The sequence below is a fragment of the Arthrobacter zhaoguopingii genome (assembly GCF_009828605.1).
Lineage (GTDB): Bacteria > Actinomycetota > Actinomycetes > Actinomycetales > Micrococcaceae > Arthrobacter_D > Arthrobacter_D zhaoguopingii.
Genome location: NZ_WIAE01000022.1, coordinates 1 through 21,515, shown reverse-complemented (window position 1 = coordinate 21,515; position 21,515 = coordinate 1). Strand labels below are relative to the sequence as shown.

The following is a 21,515-nucleotide window of genomic DNA, read 5'->3' as shown; positions in this document are numbered from 1 at the left end:
GCGAACCGGCCCAAAGAACGTAGGGCCAGCCATACCCTGAATCGACGGTTTGGCCCCACTGCGCGGCCCGGGTGTCCTCCGGTGTACTGGATACATGACCACAACCGCCCCGCACAGCACCGTGCTGCAGCTCAACGATGTGACACGCACCTACCAGTCAGGCAAATCCACCCTCACGGCGCTCGACCGGGTCACGATCGGGCTTCGTCGTGGTTCCTGGACGGCGATTATGGGGCCATCGGGGTCAGGCAAATCCACCCTCCTGAATACTGCTGCCGGGCTGGACACCCCTGACTCAGGACAGATCCTCCTCAACGGCGACGATATCGCGAGCCTCAGCGATGACGTGCTGACCCGGATGCGGCGCACCGAGATCGGATTCATCTTCCAGCAGTTCAACCTCGTCGCGGCCCTCAGCGCAGCGCAGAACGTCGCCATGCCGCTGCGTCTGGCCGGACGCCGTGACGCCAACAGGGCCGCGGCCGAAGCCCTCAACTCCGTGGGCCTGGGCAAGCACACCGGCCATAAGCCACGCGAACTCTCCGGCGGGCAGCAACAACGCGTCGCCATCGCCCGCGCCCTGGCCACCCGGCCGAGCATCCTGTTCGCCGACGAGCCCACCGGAGCCCTGGATAGTGCCTCCGCCGCCACGGTGCTGGATCTCCTTCGCGCCCTGGTCGATGAGCAGGCCCAGACAATCCTGATGGTCACCCATGATCCGTCGGCCGCCGCCCGCGCCGACCACGTGGCGTTCCTGCGCGATGGACGCCTCGTCACAACTCTGAACGGCGCCGACGCGAACCAGATCGCCGCCACCCTCGCCGAGCTCGAGACACTGGCCGGTACGGGAGCGCAGGGATGATCCGCCTGGCCCTGCGCACCTTTGCCGACCGCTGGCAGCTCTTCGTCGGCACCCTCCTGGCCGTGACCGCCGGGGTCGCTATCGTCCATGCCGGCCTGACGATCATCCTCGGCGTCGAGAACGCCGACGCACCCACGAGCTTGACCCCCGAACAAGCAGAAGCATTCCGCCTGGCCGCCGCCGATGGCAGCGAGCTGACCGGGATAGCGTTGATGATCGGCATTTTCCTCACCATCTTCGTTGTCGGCTCGACCTTCGGTTTTGCCGTTGACCAGCGCCGGGGTGATCTCGCCATCCTCAGACTTGGCGGCGTGACCAGGCGCCAGATCCGCAGGCTCCTGCTCGGTGAAGCCTTCCTCGCCGCGCTGCTTGGCGCGGCGGCCGGGGCCCTGCTCGGAACAGTACTGACCACCGTGCAGCGAACCGTTCTGTCGCGGCTCGGCTTCTTCCCCGAAGACCTCGCCACCCCCATCGAACCCGTGGTCCTGGTGGTCGACCTGATCGCCGCCCTCACGGTCTGCCTCGCCGGCGCCCGGGGTGCAGCCAAGAGCGCCACCAAAGTCAGTTCCCTGGATGCGCTGCGCCGCAGCAGCGGTGAACGGCGCGTCATGACCCTTGGTCGATGGATCGTGGCTATCACTGCCTTGGCGCTGACCGCCCTCCAGGCCTACTTCTCCGCGACGGCCGGCGGATTGCTCGTCCCACTGCTGCTCGGCCTTGGCATCATCATGACCGGCTCGGTCGCGATGAGCCGGCTCTCACCCCTGCTCGTGCCCGCCGCGGCTCTGGCGCTCACACCCTGGTCGCGCCGTTCACCGGTCGCGGGCCTGGCAGTGGCGAACCTGCGCGACGCTGTGCGCCGCACCGCCTCAGGCGCGGCGCCGATGATTGTGCTCGTCAGTCTCGTCATGGGCCTCCAAGGAATTGTGAACACCCAAACCGAATCCGGCGCCGCCACGCTGATCTTCGACGCCGACCTGATCGCTACCGGCGAGAACATCGACCTGAGCGCACTGGAGAACATCAACGGAATCTCCCTCGCCTCACCCGAGACGGTCGTGCCACTGTCCGTGCAGCTCACCACGGGCGGCGCCACCACCACCGGCCCCGGAACCGTCGTCGCCGTCGATCCCGACGCGTTCAACGCCACCCACCTGCAACAGCCGGACAGCGGTCGTGTGGCCGACTTCGGCCCCGACACCCTCATTTTCGGTCCCGGCCTGGAATCGACCATCGATGGCGCATACGACCAGATCACCGTCGACATTGACGGCCGGACCCTTGTCCTGAGCGAGGCCGCCAGGATGTCCGCAACCCCTACCGGAACCGACGGCTACTACATCGACCGCTCACTGCTGCCCGCCGACCTGCTCCAGGGGCCCACCACCGTCCTGGTCCAGCTCGCTCCCGGCGTCGAGACGGCCGTGGTCGAATCCGCACTCACCGCCGCAGGCGCGTCCACGGTGCAGACACCGGCGGAGTTCACGGAAGAACAGAACAGAGCCAACGCCGCGGGAAACCGTGCCGTGATGGTCATGATAGTCGGGCTCGGCAGCCTCTACGCCCTCATCAGCGTTCTGAGCACGCTCGCCATCTCCATCAGTCAACGCCGCAGCGAACTGGCGACTCTGCGGCTCAGTGGCCTCACCAGGCGCCAGATCCAGCACAGCACCGTCATCGAAGCCCTGGCCGTCACTACCATCGGCCTCATCCTCGGCGCCGTCGCTGCCGTGCTCTCCCTCGTGGGACTGTGGGCATCGACCTACCGCCTCTACGGCGCGCCGGTCATCGCGATCCCCTGGACGCTCCTGGGCGCCATCACCCTGCTCGTTGCCACGCTCACCACCATCACCGCCCTTCTGGCGACACGAGCAGCCATGAAAGTTCCGGCCATCCGGGCCCTCGGAGCAAACGAATGAGCCGGAAAGTATCAGCCCGGCTCGGAACGTCGGTCCAGAGGACGGACCTGTTGTCCCTCAGGTCGCCGCCTGATCCGAACTGACGGCAGCCGGGACCCCTTCATCCCGTTCCCCGGAATCACACCGCTGCCAAGGATCTGGCCGATCCGCTTCTCGACGCTCCGCCCGGGGTAAGGCCGCAGCCTCTAACCCACCAACGAACCCTCCAACCTGAATGGTTTTCACATGACCCACCACCCCCATGTCCAAAAACATGAACCCGGCCGCACCATCGTGCTCTGGGCAGTACTCATCACAGCACTGGCCGCCAGCATTCTGACCACGAACATGGTTGCCATGCCGCTGCTCTCGGGCCCCGCCGCAGCCATCGCCATTGTCTGCGCAGTATTCCTTGTCCGGGCGCACCGGCGCCGGAAGCACGCAGCATCACCAACAACCCGCCACACCGAATCGGAGCACTGACATGAAATACACCCCCAAATTCGCGGTCATCACCACCGCACTGGCCGCCTCGCTCGCGTTCACCGCCTGCACCTCCTCGGCCGCACCCAAGGACGCCCCCAAGGACGCACCGAAGGTGCTGACCGGCATCGCTGAACGACTCGTCGAGAAAGGCTACCCGGGCGCGATCATCACCCGCACCTCCCCGGACGGCACCGCTGAAACCGCCACCGCCGGCACCGCCGACCTCGCCGCCGATACACCGATCCCCGCTGACGGTGAAGTGCGTATTGGAAGCGCCAGCAAGCCATTCTCCGCGGTGGTGGCCCTGCAGCTGGTGGAAGAAGGACTCTTGGAGCTGGACCGTAGCGTCGACACCTACCTCCCCGGCCTCATCAAGGGAGAGGGAATCGACCCGAAGGCCATCACCGTCCGGCAGCTGCTCCAACACACCAGCGGCCTGCCCGAGTACACCACAGAAGTCATCGTCAATGAAGCGTCCGCCGACCGGGACATCTACCGCTCACCCCGGGACGTGCTCGACCTGGCGCTCGGACAGCCCGCGATCTTCCCCGCAGGGGAACGCCATCAATACACCAACACCAACTACATCGTCCTGGGCCTGATCATCGAACGCGTCACCCAACGGCCCCTGGCCGAACAGATCCACGATCGGATCGTCACACCCCTGGACCTGAAACACACCTACCTGCCAGAACCGGGTGAGACCGGGCTGCGCGGTGAGCATCCCCTGGGCTACCACACCGACGCCAAGGGGGAACTGCGCGACGTCACCGAGTACGATTCCTCCACGGCCTGGGCATCCGGAGCCATGGTATCCACACCGGCTGAGCTCAACACGTTCATGAAAGCCGTCCTCGACGGCGAACTCCTGGAACCGGCCGAACTCGACCAGATGCTCACCGGCATCCCCACCGGCGACAAAATCATCCCCGGAAACACGTACGGGCTGGGCCTCGAAAGCAGCGAACTGGGCGCTGGCACAACCTGGGGCCACAACGGCTACATCCCCGGCTACCAGACGATCAACACAGTCGCAGAGGACGGCACCGCCGTCACCATCACCCTCACAGCACTGCCGCCCGCCATCTACGACGGCCCCCTCGACGGCCTCGACGGCCCCCCGGAAGAATTCTTCGATTTCGCCCGTTTATCCATCGACGCCCTCGACGAAGCCCTCAGCACACCCTGACCCGACACCAACCACAGCACCCGCAGCCCGTCTACTGCCAGCAGGCAGCCCGTTGCGACGGGCCATGAGGTGAGTGACCGGGCTGTAAGAAGAACGGGTGTGGAGCTCCGGCCTGCGGCAGTGCGTTGTGCACCCGATCCGCAACCCGTTCCGCTGCGCCGGCCGGGGGCACCGCGGCGGGATCGTCAGCGCCCTCAGCCCGGCCCATGCGGCTCCACGCGGGGCTGCGGCGAAGGACCGGTTCACCGGATCCGCAGCCCAGCGGTATCCGGCGATCGTGCAGCTCTGGGAGTCCTCGTCGAGTCCTCCGGGCGGGTCAACACAATCAGGAAGTGACGAGCAAAAGCGAAAAAAAGGGCCTGTCAACCGTAGGTGACAGGCCCTTCTTTCATCGGCGATCAACGGATTGTATTCGACATGCGCACCACAAGCCATCCGTCCTGGCTCGGGGGGAACTGATGGACAAAGGCGTATCGGTCGAGTTTATTGCCGAGCGGGTGACCTTCACATCTGCCGCAGACCCGTTCGCGGAGATTCAGCTGAACATTATGGCGTCCTTCGACCTGAAACGCCGCAGCCTCTAACCCACCAACCCACCCTCGAACCAACCCTCCAACCCGAATGGCTTTCGCATGACGCACCATCCCCATGTCCAAGGACGTACCCAAGATCGAAGTGGTCCGACGCTTCAACATCGACGGACCCCTCTGTATCGGGCACTGAACCGGTTAGGACCTAGATAGATATGTCTCGTGATCGGTACGTCATCGACGAATACGACGAGCTCCAAGAAGCCGCTCGCATCCAGGTGGCGCGTATCAGTGGTGAGGAGGGCCTGCAGGTCCCAGAAGTCAGCATTGTCCAGTCCGTGGAGCCAGGCGCCTTGCGGGCCGACGCCCACTTCACCACGCCCAAAGGCGTGCCCACGATCGAAGTCACTGAGCGCGCCATACGTGAGCTGTCCCTCGAGGGACGGACCTTCCTGCTCGCGCACGAGCTCGGGCATCTCGCGGACGCGGCGTGGTCCGCGAGAAGAACCCGCGTGCTCGTAGCGGTTTTCTCCCTCGCGGGAGTGCTGATGTTGGGGGGCTTTTTAGCGGCTGTCCTCGCGGGCTACTTCAACGCCAGCTCGTTTGGTGGGGTCGCCACCTTGGTGATCGGCTTGGTCACCCTGGGTGTTTGGTTGCTTATGGCGTGCGCGATGAGTCGGGAAGGGAAGATGCGCGCTGACGTGTTTGCTCTACGCCATGACCCAGAGCTGACAGGCGCACGTGAATTGTTCGACTCGTGGGAAGCAGACAAACCGGAAGCAACAGGGCCCATGAGCCTGACGCGAAGAGTGTCATTCCTCTTTCGTACCCGCCCCTACCGATCCACGAGGCTCCAAACCATGCAAGCAGCACTGTCCCGCAACACCCGATGACCAGCAGCAGACGATGATCAGGAGCCACAACCGGGTTTTCGTTACCGGCGCGGCGCCGGCGAGGTGTGCCCCTCATCGCGGAGCAGAACTCGCAGCTCCAGCATGGCGAGGAAACGAGCGTTGCCATCGGTAAGGTCGATTCCGCTCAAGTCGACTGCTCTCTTGAGCCGATATCGGAATGTGTTTGGATGCACCGACATTGAAGCCGCTGCGGTCGCGACATCCCCAAACGCGTCAAGCCAGGAGTGGAGGGTACGCAGGAGAACTCCGTCCTGGCCGCCCTCGTGCCCGATCAGTCGAGCGAGAGGGCCACTCGGTCGGTCCCCCCGTGCGGTGAGAAGGTCGCGTAATTCAAGGATGAGCGCGTCCATCTGAACGTCTGCAATCCGGGCGACATTCGTTCCGGTTCGCCCGTGGCTCGCTACCCGGAGGGCACGATCAGCGGACATCCTTGCGTGGCTGATGTGGGAGACCTCGACCACCGCGCCGATCCCGATTGCAGCATTGAAGCGGCCGCCGAGCCGTTCGAGGAAATTGGCCGCGATGCGTTCGGCCCGCCGCTCGCTTTCATTGGCCGTCCCGGGGGCGGGGAGGAGTCCGTAACAGACCCGGCCGAGTAACGCTGAAGATGCGCTTGGAAGTGCGGCGCTGAGGTGCATGGCGAACGCATTGCTGAGCCGTTGGCTCTCGCCGGTCAGCGCGGCCGAGATCTGGGGGGTGGCCGTTCCGTCATCGTCCTTGAGGGAAAGCGCCAGCACCAATACCGGCTCGTCCGCCAACCCGAGACGGTGGAGGGCTTCTCGTGCATTTGACCCGCCCTCGAGTGCGGTGCTGACCAAGTCGACCTTTATCTTTCGCTCCACATCAGCACCAGCGCGCAAACGGAGCAAGTGGAGGGCGACCACCTTAGCGGCGTCCTGAAGGCTCTCAAGGTGCTCGGCGTTCATCTGCTGTGGCGTCGCCGCCCAGATCGAGCCCAGAATTTCATCGCCCGCACGGACGGCGACAGCGGTTCGCGGTATCGATGGGCTCCCATCTTCCGTGGGGACAGAATCGACTCGCACCGGCGAAGTGCTGTTGTAGAGGTCGCGAAATACTCCACGCTCGGTAAGGACCTTCATGTACCGCTCAGGAACCTGCCGCCCAAGGACTGTCTCGATTCTGCCCTGGTCCGTTTCATGCTGACCCCCCGAGAACGCCACCACCTGAGAATTCCGATCCTCAATCGTGATCGGTGCGTTGACAAGCGCCGCGATGGCGTTCGCCAGCGCGAACAGGTCTCCCGCTGGAATCCCTCCGACCGACTCATGGTTCGACGCGCCGACGTCGCCCTCCGCGAGTATCGATCTGAGCATTGCCGCCAGCTGATCCCAGGAAGCGCCACGGGTAAGCGTCAGGAGCGGAACTCCAGATCGCACCACTGCCTCCCTGACCGCCGCATCAGCGGGAAGAGGAGCACGCAGGATCAGGCCGGCCGCGTCTGCGGATCGCAGTTCACCGAGCAGCTTGATGATTTCCTGAGAGTCAGCGACTCCGACACCGAGCACGAGCGCGCGGGGAGGAAGGTACGTCTCATCGAAGGCGTCGTGGATGATGACGCCACCGACTGCGCGCGCCGCGTCAATCTCACCGTATGCGGGCATGAGTAGCGTCCCACCCAAGTCATCGAGCACCCTACCCAGGCTTGCATGAAGTCGCATTGTCATTCGGGAAGTCTAGGCCGACACCCACTCTGTTGCCACGGTGACCGCGTTGAGTTCGTCAGCAATCGGCTCCACCCCGAGCCCGTGGCCGGTGGGTACCCGCAGATACCCGTTATCAAGGATGAATGGGGCCGTGATGTCCGTCGAGTAGAAGCGGTTGGATCCCGATATGTCACCGGGCAGAACGAAACCTGGAAGCGCCGCGAGCGCTATATTGGCTGCTCGTCCAAGACCGGTTTCGAGCATCCCTCCACACCAGACGGGCACGCCGTTTGCAACGCACAGGTCGTGAATCTTCCGGGCTTCAAGGTACCCGCCAACCCGTCCCGGCTTGATGTTGATGATCGAGCAGGCCCCAAGACGCAGCGCGGCGGCAGCCGTCTGCGCTGAGGTGATCGACTCGTCGAGGCATACGGGGGTGGAGATCAGCCGGGCGAGATCGGCGTGACCCACGATGTCAAGCTCGTCGAAAGGCTGTTCGATCAGCAGCAGATCGAACGGGTCCAGCTTGGCCAGATGGCGCGCGTCCGCAAGCGTGTACGCGGTATTGGCGTCGACCTGGAGCATCACGTCGCCGAACCGCTCACGCACCGCCTGCACCGGCATGATGTCCCACCCCGGCTCAATCTTGAGCTTGATGCGCTGGTAGCCCTGACCGAGGTAGTCCTCCACGGCGTCGAGCAGGGCCGGGATGGAGTCCATGATGCCCACGGATACACCACACGGAACCCGGTCGCGGGTGGCGCCCAGCTCCCGGGCGAAGGGCCGGCCGGCGGCTCGTAGTTCGGCATCGAGCACCCCCATCTCCAGCGCCGCCTTGGCCATCCGGTGGCCCTGAACCGGAGCGAGCGCCTCGGCGACGCCGGGGCCGTCGACCTCCGGTTGGTTCAGGATCATCGGGATGAGGAATCGCCTCAGCGCGTCGGCGGCACCGTCGACGTACTCGGAGGAGTACAACGGTTGGGCCATCGCGACACACTCGCCCCAACCCTCGCTTTCGTCGGTGACTACGCGAAGGAGCAGCGCTTCGCGCGAGGTTGCAGTGCCGAACGACGTTCGGAACGGCGCTACCAGGGGCATGGCGATATGCCGTAGTTCCACGCCAGTGATTTTCACAATGGAGTCCTTTCGGGGGATGTCATGTCTGGGTCGGGGTGACGGAGGATGTACCAACCGGCGCGATCAAAGTCACTGACCCGGTGCCCGGCGGCCATGAGTCCGCCGAGCGCGTCACGCACGGCACTGCGCCACTGAGTCGCGAGCGGCGGGTCGGTGGCCCGCAGGGTCTGGATGTCGGGAGGCACCGCGACAAGCGATACCGGGCCGTGGCCCTCACCTGGGACCGGGTGGCCCGACGACGACACGCCGAGCACCTCTACTGCACCGTGGAGGCGCTCCAGTCCGGCATCACCGCGTACTGCTCTTCCGGAGATCGCCGCGATCACCTGCGGGGCATCCAGTACCCAGCGCACGAGCAGGCGATCAGAGGCATCAGCACCGTTGATGCCGTCCCGCATGTCGCCGTAGAAGTCCGGCAGGTACTCCACCGGCTCTGCCGCGAGCTTGACCATGTTGAAGTAGGCGTTCCGGCTGACGAGCGGATCGAACGTCCAGGCGACTTCCGAAAACCGGCGGGTGATTGCCCACGCACGCTGGTGCAGCTTGAGGGCAAAGCCCACGCTGCGACCACGCGAAGCACCGGAAACACCCGCGATATGGCTATGCAGCACCGAGCGCTCAGCAGCCGAGAACGCTACGGATGCACCGAGGAGCACGCCACCGTCATATGCCCCGCCGATATAGTTCCCGGCCTTCGCGAACGCTCTGAGCAGCTCAATGGTCACGGGAGGATTACTCGCGCGCCCCCACACCTCGCTGAACAGCGACACGACGGCGTTCAGGTCACCCCGGTCGGTAAGCTCGCGCACTGTCACCCCCGCGTTTATCGCAGCTGTGACAGCAGCACGGGCTGCAACGGCGGCGGCGTTCTCGGTCTCAATCACGGGGCGACCTCCGTCGCCAACGCCGTGCCTGAGGGATGGGATTCCCGGAGGACATCTGCCATGAGCGCCGCGAGCAACGTGGTGCGGTCACAGATCTCACCGACCACGACGTGCTCGTGATCGGCATGCGCTCCACCCCCGACCGCGCCGAGTCCGTCGAGGGTCGGCACGCCCAGCCCGGCCGTGAAGTTGCCGTCCGAAGCGCCACCGACTGCCGCGGGGCGCGGCGCCGGGAGACCCAGGTCATCGGCGATCGCTACGGCTCGGTGAAACAGTCCGGCGGACGCCGTCTCTTCCAAGGGCGGGCGATTAGGACCGCCGGACACCTCGATACGGGAGCCTTCGACGACGGGGCCGAGCGCCCGGATGTCCGCGTCGACCCGCTGCTGCTCGGAGGCGTTCCACATGCGCACATCGACGGCTATCGACCCCAATGCGGGAACAGTGTTCGTCGTGGTGCCGGCCGCGAGCATCGTCGGGGTCACCGAGGTTCCGAGCCGGTCATCACCGAGAGCTGCAATGGCGATGACCTGGTGGGCGAGCTCCACGGCGGCATTGATGCCTGCCTCCGGCTCAAGGCCCGCGTGGGCTGCGAGCCCGATTGCGTGCAGCTGGTAGATCGAGACACCCTTGCGCGCGGTCTTGAGTGCTCCGCCGTCGGCGGACCCCTCAAGCACGAACACGGCGTCACATCCACGAGCCTCGTCCTCGATCAGAGCGCGGGAGCTGGGCGACCCGAGTTCCTCATCGCCAGTGATCAGCACGGTGACGCCGTCGGTCTCCGCAAGAGCCGCCACCGCGTGGAAAGCCATCGCGACGCCGGTCTTCATATCGAAGCAGCCTGGCCCTCGAATGATGCCATCCAGTACCGAGAACGGGTGCGCTTCGAGTGATCCGAGCGGCCAGACCGTGTCGTGGTGACCGAGCACCAGCACCCGGCCGGGCCCGTTTCCGAATCGCCAGCGGAGGTGCTGGTGCGCCCCGACCCCGAGGCGTTCAGGGCGGCTGCCGAGCCGCAGTTCGCCGATGCGCGCGACCACATCGGCGCTGCGGATGCCGGCGTCCCTGTCGAGGGAGGGCGACTCGCATTGCACCAGCTCCTCGATGTCGGCGAGGATCAGCGGGAGTGCCTCGGCGGTCAGCCGGCGGAACCCGGTCTCCACCGTCAGCCCACCCTCGGCGTGGCACGGGCACCAAAATGCACATAAGGTTCCCCGGTGGGAAGTGAATAGAAGGTCACCGGCGTCCAGGTCTCGCTCTCAGGAGCACGCATGACGAACAGGTCTGCCGCAACAGGGACAAGGGCGAACTCCTCGGTCGGGTCGGGCGTGAGGGCAGCAAGGGGACCGAGGACTGTGGTCCTCAACCGGGGACCGTCATCCCCGGCAAACACCTCCACCCGCACCGACTCACGCGCATAGGTGCCGACGTACGGAGTGATATCGATATCGACCTCCCCTTGAGGAGGGGTGAGTGCGAAGGGCACGGCAACATCGGCGACATCGGCGAACACCTCGCGCAGGAGGTCGTCCGCGAGGTCCCGCGCAGAACCGCCATTGGTGTGCAGCACGACGGCGAGCCCCTGCTCCGGCAGCAACCGAAGGGACGCCCCTTGCCCGATCGTTGCGCCGTCGTGGCCGAGCACGCGGTGACCGTCCCAGAGATAGCGGATCCAACCCAACCCCCAGGAGTCCCCGAAGGTGTGGTGGTCGGGCAGGTCGGTTTCCCACGCGGCCATCGCGGCGACACTCTCCGCACTGAGCACCTGGGTGCCATCGGCAGCTGCTCCGGCCGAGAGGTGCATCCGCGCGAACGACAGCGCGTCTGCCACATCCGTCGTGATGAGCCCGGCAGGGCCCAACGATCGCGGCAGCATCCACGCCGGCGCAAGTGCCGGTGCTGTGTCCGGCTGGGTGATATGGCCGACGGCGGCGGAGTTCAGCAATGCTTCTTCCGGAAGGGTCCCGGTTCGATCGAGGCCCAGGGGCTTGAAAAGCCGCTCACGCATCACGGCGTCCCAGGTCAAGCCGGTGATCCTTTCGATGACACGGCCGATGAGCGAGAATCCGGAATTGCAGTAGGACCAGGTCGCACCGATCGGATGGTTCTGACCGAGGTCGGCAAGGAGCGCGACATACTGCTCGAGCGCGTCATCACCGCGGCCGGTGTCGGTGAAGAGGTCCCCGTCGATACCGCTCGTATGCGTCAGCAGGTGACGCAGGCTGACCTTTGCATTGGCAGCCGCGTCGCTGAGCTTCAGTTCGGGGAGCACATCGACGATCGGGGCATCGAGGCCGATGAGCCCCTCGTCGACCAGCTGCATCGCCACGGTCGTCGTCCAGACTTTCGAAATGGAACCGATCTGGAACACTGCCTCGGGCGTCGCAGGCGCTCCCGTTTCGACGTTGAGAACCCCTGTCGCCACGGCGATCCGATCGTCGGGGCGGGCCGGGTCGGTCCGGAGGATGCCGAACTGGGCCCCGATGACCCCGTGTCGGGCGGCGAGGTCGTCAAGGCGTTGCTGCCAATGGGCGGCGTCGAGCGGTGGCCGCGCGGTCTTCGTTGTGTCGCCTGCGTAGCGCTCGACCCACTCAGTGAGGCGGCGGCTGTAGTCCAGCCGGTGTGACGGCCGCCCTTCGAAGATGAATGCGTGCCCGCCGCCTGGATACAGCACCATCTGGGTCGGAACGCCGCGCGCGCGCAGGGCAGCGAACCACTGTTCGGCCTGCGTGACCGGGCACACCTCGTCGTCGGTGCCGTGGAGCAGCAGGGTCGGGGTCTGCACGTCCTGGACGCGGCTGAGCGGGGACATGCGCTCGTACCCGGCACGGTGGTCCCAGAACGGCCCGCCCATTTCGGTCTCACTGGAAAGGTGCGCGTCCTCACAGGTGCCGTGCATGCTCACCATGTCGCTCACGACACCCCCCGCTACCGCCGCGGAGAAGCGGTGATCCCGACCGGTCAACCAGCAGGTCATGTACCCGCCGTAGCTATAGCCGGTGACCGCCAGTCGGGCGGGGTCGGCAAAATTCTCGGCCACCAGCGCATCGATCGGTTCGAGGAGATCAGCTGAATCCGCCTCGCCCCAGTTCGCCTGCACGCCGGTGAAAAACTCCGTACCGTACCCGTCACTGCCGCGTGGGTTGACGAGCAGCACCGCCCACCCTCGGGAAACGAGTTCCTGCTGGTAAAGATGCATTTCGTCAGCCGCGGCGTTCCATGCATTGTGTGGACCACCGTGGATATCGAGAAGCAGCGGCCGCGGTCCGCTCTGCTCAGGGTCGTGGACGAGCCACGCCGCCACCGTGGTTCCATCGGAGATGGTGAATGAACGCTCTTCGCGCGCAAAGAGACGCACGCCAGCGAGCGTGTCGCCATGGTGGGTGCGGATCGACTCCTCAGCCGTATCGAGATCGACGGTGACGATTTCACCGAAGGATTCCGGCGTCGAGAGCACCATTACTGCCCGCCGTCCCGCTACCGACAAGGCGCTGACAACACGCCCGTCCCCGCCGAGCACCAGGCGCGGAGTGCCGCCATGGGTGCCTACCGCGTACAGATGGGTGGCGCCGCGGTTCCGGGCGCAGAACAGAGCCGTCTCGCCGCCGTCCGTGAGCTGCACGTGCGCGCCGGGGTAGCCGACGCCGCCGGACATCACATTACGGTCGAGTGGCCCTGACAGGTCGACCGGTGCGCCATCGTCTAGCGGAACCTTCAGCAGGGACGCATGGCCGATGGGTTTCCCGTGGTGGCCGACGACCAACAACGCGTCACCGTCGGCGTTCCACCGGAGCGGTCCCGCCGTTCCGGCGTCGAGCCCAGCGACGCGGGCTTTGGCCCGCACATCGGTCGCGTCGATCACATACGCTGCGGTGCGCAGGGTCACATCACTCGTAGCGCCTGGGTTTGCCGGGAACGCGAGCTTCGCGCCGTCCGGTGACCACGAAGGATCGCCCGCGTCCCAGTCACCATTCGTCAGCTGTCGGGTCACACCCCTCGCCACATCGACGATGTGCACGTGGCGGCGCCTGGTGCGCAACAGCCCGATCCCGTCCAGCTTGTAATCAAGGCGGTTGATCACCACCGGGCCGGCGTCGCGTGCTGCGCGCACCGCGGCATCCTCGCTGGGGCCGGCGAAGGCGTCCGCCCAAGCAGTGAACGCGATCTTCGTGCCGTCGGGACTCCACACCGGCGTGCCGGCGCCCAGCGGCAAACTGGTGAGCTGCTCCGGCTCACCACCGGACGCGGGGAGTGTCCACACCTGTGCCGTACCTTCGACGGTGCGCAGGAAGGCGATCCGGCGGCCGTCCGGCGCCCAGGCGGGTGCGGTGTCGGAGGTTCCCCTGGTGAGTTGGTGGGCATCGCCCGAAGCGGCGCCTACCGTCCACAGGCGACGGAGGTTCTGATCGCGATCGGTATCACAGGTGCGCAGAACATAGACGATCTGCTCACCGTCGTGGGAGAGCACCGCCTGTTCGGGCACTGGAAGTTCCGTCAGGTCGGTTATGCGCATTCTGCGGGTCACAATGTTTTCCTCACGCTGGTCGAAGCGGCGGCAGCAACGGACGTTCCGTCGGTTGATGTAGGTGTGCGAGGCTCTGCGAAGTGGCACGCAGCCTCATTGGCGTGATCTTCAGATGGATCCTCGGTGCGGCAGATGCCGCGCTCTGGATTCGTCAATGGGCCCACTGGGCAGCGGGAATGGTATCGACAACCGTTGTGCAGAGGGTCCGGATCGGTGGGTTCGCTCACTACGGCCGGATCGGCCACGAAGTCCTGGACATCCTGCCGCTGGGTTTGCCGGGAAGAATCTGGCACGGCCGCGAGGAGCTCCCGGGTGTACGGATGCTGCGCGGCACCGAGTATCTGCGCGGCCGGGCCCTGCTCCACGATGCGACCGAGGTACATCACCGCGATAGAGTCGGACATGTATCGGACGAGTGGCAGATTGTGCGAGATGAACAGCACCGAGATGCCGAGTTCGCGCTGCAGGTCCCGAAGTACGTTGATGACGGTGCCCTGAATGGACACATCCAGGGCGGAGGTGATTTCGTCCGCGATCACCACCTCGGGCCGGCTGGCCAGTGCTCGCGCAAGCGCGACCCGCTGCCGCTGTCCACCGGACATCCGGGCGGGCGATGATTTGGCGTGCGCCGGATCCAGATGGACGAGTTCGAGCAGCCGCGCCACTTCAGCGCGGCGCGTCGATGCCGTCGAGCCACGCGGAAAGGCCTCGGCGATGCTCTCACCCACCGACATGCGCGGGTTGAGGGCCGACGACGGATCCTGAAAGATCATCTGGACGCGTCGGCTTTCCGGACCGCGGCGAGCCAGGGGTCGGCCGTTGAGCTCAATCCGTCCCCCGCTCAGCGGCACCAGACCCACAGAAGCCCGGGCAAGCGTCGACTTGCCGGAGCCGGATTCGCCGACCAATCCGACGATTCCGCTGTCCGGCACGGTGAGACTCGCGTGGTCGACCGCCGTCAGTCCGTGACGGACACCGCCGAAGCGGATCGAAACGTCAGAGAAGCACAGTTCACTCATGATTCCTCCAGTTCATCCGCGTGCCAGCACGCAACCCGGCGACCGGCCGCATCCGCGACCAGCGGTGGATCCTCATCGCGGCAGTGATCGTCGGCACGTGGGCAGCGGGCCGAGTAGGGGCAGCCGACCGGAACATGGGCAGGATCGACGGGCAGGCCGGGAATCGCGTTCAACGGCATTCCGAGGTCCGTGCGCATGGTGGGCACCGCGGCGATCAGCGCCCGGGTGTACGGGTGGCGGGCCCTCGTCGTCAATTCGGCGGCCGGGAGGTCCTCCACGATCTGCCCCGCATACATGACGACCACCCGGCCGCAGAGTTCGGCGACCACCGAGACGTCGTGGCTGATCAACAGGATCGCCACGTCATCAGCGCGGCGGATGGACGCCAGGAGCCGCAGCACCTGCTGCTGCACTGTCGGATCCAGGGCCGTCGTGGGTTCATCGGCGATGATCAGGGCGGGGCTGCCCATCAGGCCCATACCGATCATCGCACGCTGTCGCATCCCGCCCGAGAACTGATGCGGATACTGCTGTGCCCGAAGTGCGGGCGTCGGCACCCGCACCGCACGAAGGCGGTCGATCGCGCGCAGAAGTGCGTGGCGGCGGTTCATTCCCTGATGCTGCTCGGCGACCTCGGCGAGTTGCCGACCCATGCGCTGGGTCGGGTTGAAGGAGGTCATCGGATCCTGGAACACCACTGCCAGTGAGGTGCCGAGCAGATCGCGGTGCTCCCGTTCACTGCCGCTCAGGAGATCAACGCCGAGGAATTCGAGACGTTCGGCGTCAACCTGCCCTGGCTCTTCAATGAGCCGGGCGATGGCGAGAGCGGTCAGGGACTTGCCCGATCCCGACTCCCCGACGATACCAACAGCCTCGCCACGCTGGACGGTCAGGTTGATTCCTCGTACGGGGCGGACCGGTCCGTCGGCACCGGGAAACGTCACGGACAGATCGACCACGTCGAGCACCCGATCCGACGTGGTGGAACGCGATTCCTCGGGAGGGAGCGGGTGGCTCGCCGCCCGAAGCTCGCGTCGTCGATGAGTGCGTGACCCGCTCCTGATCGTGGGTGCCCCGATGATCTGCGCGATGGACTCGCCCAGCATGTTGAAGGCGAGCCCGGCGAGCACGACCGCGATCCCTGGGGCGAACGCCGCCGCCGGGTTCCGGTAGATACTGTTGAGCCCGGTGTTAAGCAGCTGACCCCAGTCATAAGCGGGCGGCTGCACTCCAAGGCCCAAGAAGGACAGACTGGCGAAGGCCAGGAGTGCGCCGCCGGCGCCGATGGTGGCATTGACGACCAAGGGTTCACCGATATTGGGCAACACATGACGCAGGAGTATCCGCACGCGTCCGACGCCCGCGATGCGCGCCGCGGACACGTAGTCCCGTTCGATCACGGAAGCGGTCAGCGTCAACATGAGTCGGGCGAAAGACGGTGCGCCGGCGGCACCGATCGCCAGAACGGCACCTGTGGATCCGACGCCGAAGATGACGGCGAAGAACAAGGCGAGCAGGAGACCGGGGAACGCGATTGCGATGTTGATGGCCGAGGTGATGAGCCGCCCGAGCCGTGGGCCAACGAGTAGGGGGACAGAGCCGAGGATCACTCCCGCCATCACCGCGAGGCCGGTGGCCAGCAGCGCGAGTTGGATGGAGCTGGCAGAAGCGACGAGCACCCGGAGGAAGAGATCCCGCCCGAGGTTGTCCGTCCCCACGAGGTGCTCGGCGCTGGGCCCCTGCAGGATGCTGTCGGTATCGACGGCGTTTGCATCATCACCCCACAGGGGTGGCGCGATGATCGACAGTGCGAGGAACCCGATCAGGAGCAACCCGGCGGTCGCTCCCACGGGGGTACGCAGCACTGCAAGCCAGCGGGCCGATGCACTCGACCTGCTCACCGCACGCGTCGCCGGCACAGAGCCTGGTATCGAAGTGGTAGCCATCGGTCAGCTCTGCCCGATGGCGGAACGCGGGTCGAGCGCCGCAAGGATCAGATCGACCACCATGGTCAGGACGAGCACCGTCGCACCGTAGAACAACACGATGCCTTGCGCCACCGGATAGTCCTTGGTCAAAATCGACTGGACGATGGTGCTGCCCAGTCCCGGCCAGGCGAAGACGCTCTCGACCAGTATGGTCCCGGCGATCATCGACCCGAGAAGCAGTCCACCGATGGTCAGGGTTGCGGTCAGAGCGTTCGGCAGTGCGTGGCGGAGGTAGATGATCGGGGCCGGCAGGCGTTTGGCTCGAGCAGTCCGGATGAAGTCGGCCGTGAGGATCGCGACCATCTCGACGCGCAGGATTCTAGCGAGCAACGCGGCCGGACCGATCGCCAGGCAGAGAACGGGAAGAACATAGGACTCCGGTCCGCTGCGTCCGGCGACGGGCAGGATCTGCCACTGCACGCCGAACAGATAGACCAATCCGACCGCGAACAGGAACTCCGGGATGGTTCCAAGGACTGAACTGACCGACGTGAAACCGAGCTCGGCGCGGCGCGCCCGCCCGTTCCGGGTCAGGACGCCGAAACCGACTCCGAGGGGCACCGCGATTGCCACGGCGCCCACGAAGGCGAGCAGCGCGATGCTGAGCGTCGCGGGAAGTCGCTGCGCCAGCATCTCGGATACCGGGAGCCCCGAGATCATCGACGTGCCGAGATCACCGGCCAGCAGATGGCGAAGGTAGTTGAGGTACTGCACCGCCAGCGGGTCGTTCAGTCCGAGAGACTCACGCCGGGCTGCGACAAGATCAGCTGGCGCTGTCGGCCCGAGCGCCCCCCGCACGGGATCGCCGGGGATGACGTGGATCATCAGGAACGCTGCCGTCAGGAGCACCAGGAGTGAGACGAGCAGTCGCCCGGTGCGCCGGACGAGATACCTCACCCGTACCGAGTCGGTCCACATGCCTCCGGCGGTCATCGTCACTCCGCAAGCATCCGGATCGACGTCGGGGCAACCGCTCCGAGGGACTCGAACGTCGCACCGGATCCGAAGGTCTTCGACAACTGGTTGGCGAAGGGGATCACATCAGCATCGCGAACGAGTGCGGATTCCGCCGTGAGCCAGTCTTCGCAGCTATCCGATCCGAGCAGCGCGCTCGCTTTCTCCACCGCTGCCAGGTAATCCGGGTTGTCGATGTGCGCGAAGTTCGCGCCGCCGTCCAGCGCCGACGGACCAGACATAAAACCGACCAGTTGGTCGGGGCTGCTGACGTTCAGCGGCACCCAGGCCACGTCCCAGTCACCCGTGCTGAAAATGGTTTCGGCGAGGACAGATTCTTCCTTCGCCTCACTGGTGACCTCGACACCGAGTTCGGTCCAGGCCTGCACCACGAGTTGGGCCGCGGCGCTGCCGGCGTCGCCGGAATCCGCATCCCGAACAAGGGTCACCGCGAGCGGCACACCGTCTTTGGAACGGGTCCCTCCCGAGCCCATTTCCCATCCCGCATCATCAAGCAGTGCGGCTGCCGCGTCAGGGTCGTGTTCCGGCAGGAATTCCGCGATCGAGTTACCCGGGCAGGCGACGGGTTCATTGTTGGCGAACACTGTTGGTGCTTCCCCCTTGTCCGAGGTGATTACACCCCTTAACTGGTCAAGGTCGAGAGCCTGTGACAGGGCGAGCCGCACCTTGGGGTCAGTCATCGCTCTCTCCGCGGACTGGTTAAACCACATCTCCCCTACGATCGACGAAGTGTCAGCAGAGAAAAGGTCTGCGGCTTCGAGTCGATCACTGTCCGGCCCGGTAATGGTCGCGGCATTCAGCTCGCCGGAAAGCAGCAGGTTCGTGGCCGTAGTTTCATTGCTGATCACACGGATCACGACCTCGTCGGGCATCCCCTCGGCCGCGGTCGTGGCGCCCCCGGGACCCCAGGTGTAGTCGTCCCTGACCTCGTAAGTGTATTTATCTCCCTGCGCCGAGTCGGCGAGCACGAAGGGCCCTGTCCCATGCGTTTCGGCCGCAAGCACACTGCGATCCTCGATGGCATTCCCGCAGACCATGGGGAGCACCGCCAATCCATTCAGTACAAACGGCGCTGGACCCGCGAGCTCGATCGTGAGAGCGGTATCGCTGTCAGCGGATGCAGTAGCACCGGACGGAATTAATACGCCGAGCCACGGGCTTTCGTTCGCCGGGTCCGAAACCCAGGAAAGGTTTGCAGCGGCATCAACCGCCGTGAATGGCGTGCCGTCCGAACAGGTAATCCCCTCATTCAGGGTCAGGCTGACAGTGTTCCCTTTAACCGTCCACTCGCTCGCGAGCTGGCTCCCGATAACTCCCTCGGCATCGATGCTGAGCAGTGGATCATAGGCGAACTGAGTGAACTGGAAAAGGTCAGCAGCGGCCGAGGACTGCGGATCAAGATTACCCGGATCGGCCGATCTTGCCAGGGTGAATGTGGCTCCATCAACGATCTCACCCTCACGGGATTCGCTCGAGCAGCCCGCAAGAGCGAGAGCGGCGGCGGAAACGCCGACAGTGATACGGACCATTCTCATAGTGATCATCCTGTTCATTTGCTGGCAGTCCGGCGCACTGCGCGGCCGAGGTGCAGGTACTGCGCGCGGCCGGTGCCGTCATCGCCCAGGAAGGCGTGGGGCAGGTGCATGCCATGGTGGCCCTCGACCGGGATGAGGGTGTCTTCCTTCAGCCAGACCAACTCGGTGGTCTCGGCGTCCACCCCTGATTCCTCTCCGGCGTCCGTCGCCGTGGTGGTCATCCACACCCGGCCCTCTTCATCCTGGGTGACATCGAGGTCATACAGCCGGGTGCTGTACGTGCCGAGGAAACGCTCCGGGTCGATGGTCTTCGGCTCGGACGGGGGCACCGGCATGGGCGGGAATTCAACGTCGGCGAGCTCCGAGAGGATGTGCGCCATCATCTCGTGGTAGAGACCGAACGGTTCACCTCCGTTCGTCAGGAGGGCGACGGCGACACCCTGTTTCGGGGCGATCCGGAGGAAAGAACTCTGCCCGAGCGTGGTGCCGTCATGACCGATGATCTCACCATTGGGCGTATCGTAGATCTCCCAGCCCAGGCCCCATGCATCGCCGAGAAGGCCAAAGTAGGGCAGCTCCACCTGACGTTCCTGCATGACGGAGACCGCTCCGGGTGAGAGCACAACGGTCCCGTCATCGGCGGCACCACCGTTCATTTGCATCCTGGCGAAAGTGATCAGGTCGCGTGCCCGCATCGTCAGCATCGAACCGGCAGGAGCGTTGGAGTAAGCCAGTGCCCAAAATGGCGCGGGAACGTACGCCGCGCCGGCCTCGGGCTGGACGTGGCCCACCGCGGCCCGGAACATGATCGCCTCATCGGCGTCGGTCGACGCGTGTGCCAGCCCCAGCGGCGTGATCAGGTGATCGCGCAGTGCGGTGCTGAACGGCTTGTCCCTGAGGACCTCCACCAGTCGGCCCAGGACGCAGTAGCCGGCGTTGTTGTAGGAAAACTGTTCACCCGGCGGGAAAAGCTGCGGGACGTCGCCGAGGCCGGCGATGAGCAACTTGACCGCGTCATCATTGCGGCCGGTGTCAGTAAAGATATCGCCTTCGAACCCGGCGGTGTGGCTCAGCAACTGACGAATGGTGATGACAGCGGCGGCTGACTCGTCTCCGAGCCGGAACTCCGGGAGGTACTCGCGGACGGGTCGGTCGATATCGACCAGGCCCTCGTCGGCAAGCTGCATGACCAGAGTCGCCGTCCACAGTTTGGTGATCGATCCGATCTGGAACACGCTGTCGGTGGTGGCCTCGACCCCGGTGGAGAGATTGAGGATGCCCGCGGAACGGTCGATCACCTCTCCGTCGGCGTAGACAGCCACCGAAACGGCGGGGACGTTGTACTGCTCCGCGAGGGTGGCAAGGCGTTCGTCGATCCAGTGGCTGATATCGGCAAGTGTTGTCATGCGGTTCAGTGTAGGTTTGCCAAGCGATGGAACTTTCGGTCCATCCAACGGATTTCCACCTATATTTCGTTTGTTCGTACAAGGCGCAAATGGCCGAATCGGAATCGCCCGATGGGGACCACGCAAGAGAATGAACCCCTCCTGGTTGAGCGCCTTTCGAAGTCCTTCCGGGGTGTCCGCCGGGTCGAGGATGTGAGCTTCAGCGTCGGCGCCGGCCGGATCACGGGCCTGCTCGGGCCCAACGGCGCCGGGAAGACCACCACGATCCGGATGCTGCTGGGTTTGATCGCCCCCGATGCCGGGAAGGCGCTGGTGTTCGGGAAGCCGTTCCGCGACCTGTCCGATCCCACCCGGGTCATCGGAGCGGTCCTGGATGCAGGCGGCCTGCACCCCGGTCGCACCGCACGCCAGCACCTGCGGATCGCCGCCGCCCAGGGCCACCACGCGGCGGCCCGGGTGGAGGAGGTCCTCACTATTGTGGGCCTGAGCGCCGACGCCGACCG

The 21,515-nt window shown here is 65.4% G+C and carries 17 protein-coding genes and 1 pseudogene; 8 read left to right on the top strand and 10 right to left on the bottom strand.

Translation table 11 applies throughout. The annotated features are described in order from the left end of the window. Positions 1-94 precede the first annotated feature (94 nt). From GVV77_RS17240 to GVV77_RS17215, 7 genes and pseudogenes are all read left to right on the top strand, one after another. Positions 95-862, top strand: a complete 768-nt coding sequence (locus GVV77_RS17240; RefSeq protein ID WP_159620482.1) for an ABC transporter ATP-binding protein — start codon at positions 95-97, stop codon at positions 860-862. Continuing rightward, positions 859-2,781: an ABC transporter permease gene (locus GVV77_RS17235; protein ID WP_159620480.1), complete on the top strand. Its 1,923-nt coding sequence runs from the start codon at positions 859-861 to the stop codon at positions 2,779-2,781. Before GVV77_RS17240 ends, GVV77_RS17235 begins: the two co-directional genes overlap by 4 nt. A 225-nt stretch (positions 2,782-3,006) precedes the next feature. Next, entirely contained in the window at positions 3,007-3,243 is a 237-nt protein-coding gene (locus GVV77_RS17230) for a hypothetical protein (RefSeq protein ID WP_159620478.1), read from the top strand. Position 3,244: 1 nt separating this feature from the next. Further along, positions 3,245-4,435, top strand: a complete 1,191-nt coding sequence (locus GVV77_RS17225; protein WP_159620476.1) for a serine hydrolase domain-containing protein — start codon at positions 3,245-3,247, stop codon at positions 4,433-4,435. Between the two features lie 112 nt (positions 4,436-4,547). Next, positions 4,548-4,733 (top strand): annotated as a pseudogene (locus tag GVV77_RS18635) (IS256 family transposase); the annotation flags it as partial. 34 nt (positions 4,734-4,767) lie between these two features. Beyond that, positions 4,768-5,019 (top strand): hypothetical protein, encoded by a 252-nt coding sequence (locus GVV77_RS18175; protein WP_201293267.1) that lies wholly within the window; start codon positions 4,768-4,770, stop codon positions 5,017-5,019. A gap of 161 nt (positions 5,020-5,180) precedes the next feature. Then, positions 5,181-5,858 carry a M48 family metalloprotease gene (locus GVV77_RS17215; RefSeq protein WP_159620474.1) on the top strand — a complete coding sequence of 226 codons (678 nt, stop codon included), beginning with the start codon at positions 5,181-5,183 and terminating at the stop codon, positions 5,856-5,858. Positions 5,859-5,899: 41 nt separating this feature from the next. On the opposite strand, the gene GVV77_RS17210 is transcribed toward GVV77_RS17215, so the two are convergent. From GVV77_RS17210 to GVV77_RS17165, 10 genes are read right to left on the bottom strand one after another with little or no spacing between them, the layout of a single operon-like run. Then, complete coding sequence (locus GVV77_RS17210) at positions 5,900-7,564, bottom strand: PucR family transcriptional regulator (RefSeq protein WP_159620472.1); 1,665 nt, start codon at positions 7,562-7,564, stop codon at positions 5,900-5,902. Between the two features lie 9 nt (positions 7,565-7,573). Then, the gene (gene menC / locus GVV77_RS17205) at positions 7,574-8,677 is read right to left on the bottom strand and encodes an o-succinylbenzoate synthase (protein ID WP_159620470.1); all 1,104 of its coding nucleotides are present in this window, start codon (positions 8,675-8,677) and stop codon (positions 7,574-7,576) included. Further along, a complete protein-coding gene (locus tag GVV77_RS17200; RefSeq protein WP_159620468.1) occupies positions 8,674-9,564 on the bottom strand; it encodes a GNAT family N-acetyltransferase in 891 nt (296 codons plus the stop codon). Before GVV77_RS17200 ends, menC begins: the two co-directional genes overlap by 4 nt. Continuing rightward, positions 9,561-10,727 carry a M20 family metallopeptidase gene (locus GVV77_RS17195; RefSeq protein WP_201293266.1) on the bottom strand — a complete coding sequence of 389 codons (1,167 nt, stop codon included), beginning with the start codon at positions 10,725-10,727 and terminating at the stop codon, positions 9,561-9,563. Before GVV77_RS17195 ends, GVV77_RS17200 begins: the two co-directional genes overlap by 4 nt. 2 nt (positions 10,728-10,729) lie before the next feature. Continuing rightward, on the bottom strand, positions 10,730-14,089 hold the full coding sequence (locus GVV77_RS17190; protein WP_159620466.1) for a serine hydrolase: 3,360 nt from the start codon (positions 14,087-14,089) through the stop codon (positions 10,730-10,732). Next, on the bottom strand, positions 14,086-15,108 hold the full coding sequence (locus GVV77_RS17185) for an ABC transporter ATP-binding protein (protein WP_159620464.1): 1,023 nt from the start codon (positions 15,106-15,108) through the stop codon (positions 14,086-14,088). Before GVV77_RS17185 ends, GVV77_RS17190 begins: the two co-directional genes overlap by 4 nt. Continuing rightward, positions 15,105-17,054: a dipeptide/oligopeptide/nickel ABC transporter permease/ATP-binding protein gene (locus GVV77_RS17180; RefSeq protein WP_159620462.1), complete on the bottom strand. Its 1,950-nt coding sequence runs from the start codon at positions 17,052-17,054 to the stop codon at positions 15,105-15,107. The genes GVV77_RS17185 and GVV77_RS17180 overlap by 4 nt, the downstream gene beginning before the upstream one ends. Before the next feature lie 3 nt (positions 17,055-17,057). Continuing rightward, positions 17,058-18,029 (bottom strand): ABC transporter permease, encoded by a 972-nt coding sequence (locus tag GVV77_RS17175; RefSeq protein WP_159620500.1) that lies wholly within the window; start codon positions 18,027-18,029, stop codon positions 17,058-17,060. Between the two features lie 2 nt (positions 18,030-18,031). After that, positions 18,032-19,600, bottom strand: coding sequence for an ABC transporter substrate-binding protein (locus GVV77_RS17170; RefSeq protein ID WP_159620460.1), 1,569 nt, complete (start codon positions 19,598-19,600; stop codon positions 18,032-18,034). 20 nt (positions 19,601-19,620) lie between these two features. Then, positions 19,621-21,012: a serine hydrolase domain-containing protein gene (locus tag GVV77_RS17165; protein WP_159620458.1), complete on the bottom strand. Its 1,392-nt coding sequence runs from the start codon at positions 21,010-21,012 to the stop codon at positions 19,621-19,623. A 111-nt stretch (positions 21,013-21,123) separates the two neighbouring features. On the opposite strand from GVV77_RS17165, the gene GVV77_RS17160 reads away from it, so the two are divergent. Continuing rightward, the coding region (locus GVV77_RS17160; RefSeq protein ID WP_159620456.1) for an ATP-binding cassette domain-containing protein at positions 21,124-21,515 on the top strand (392 nt) is incomplete at its 3' end.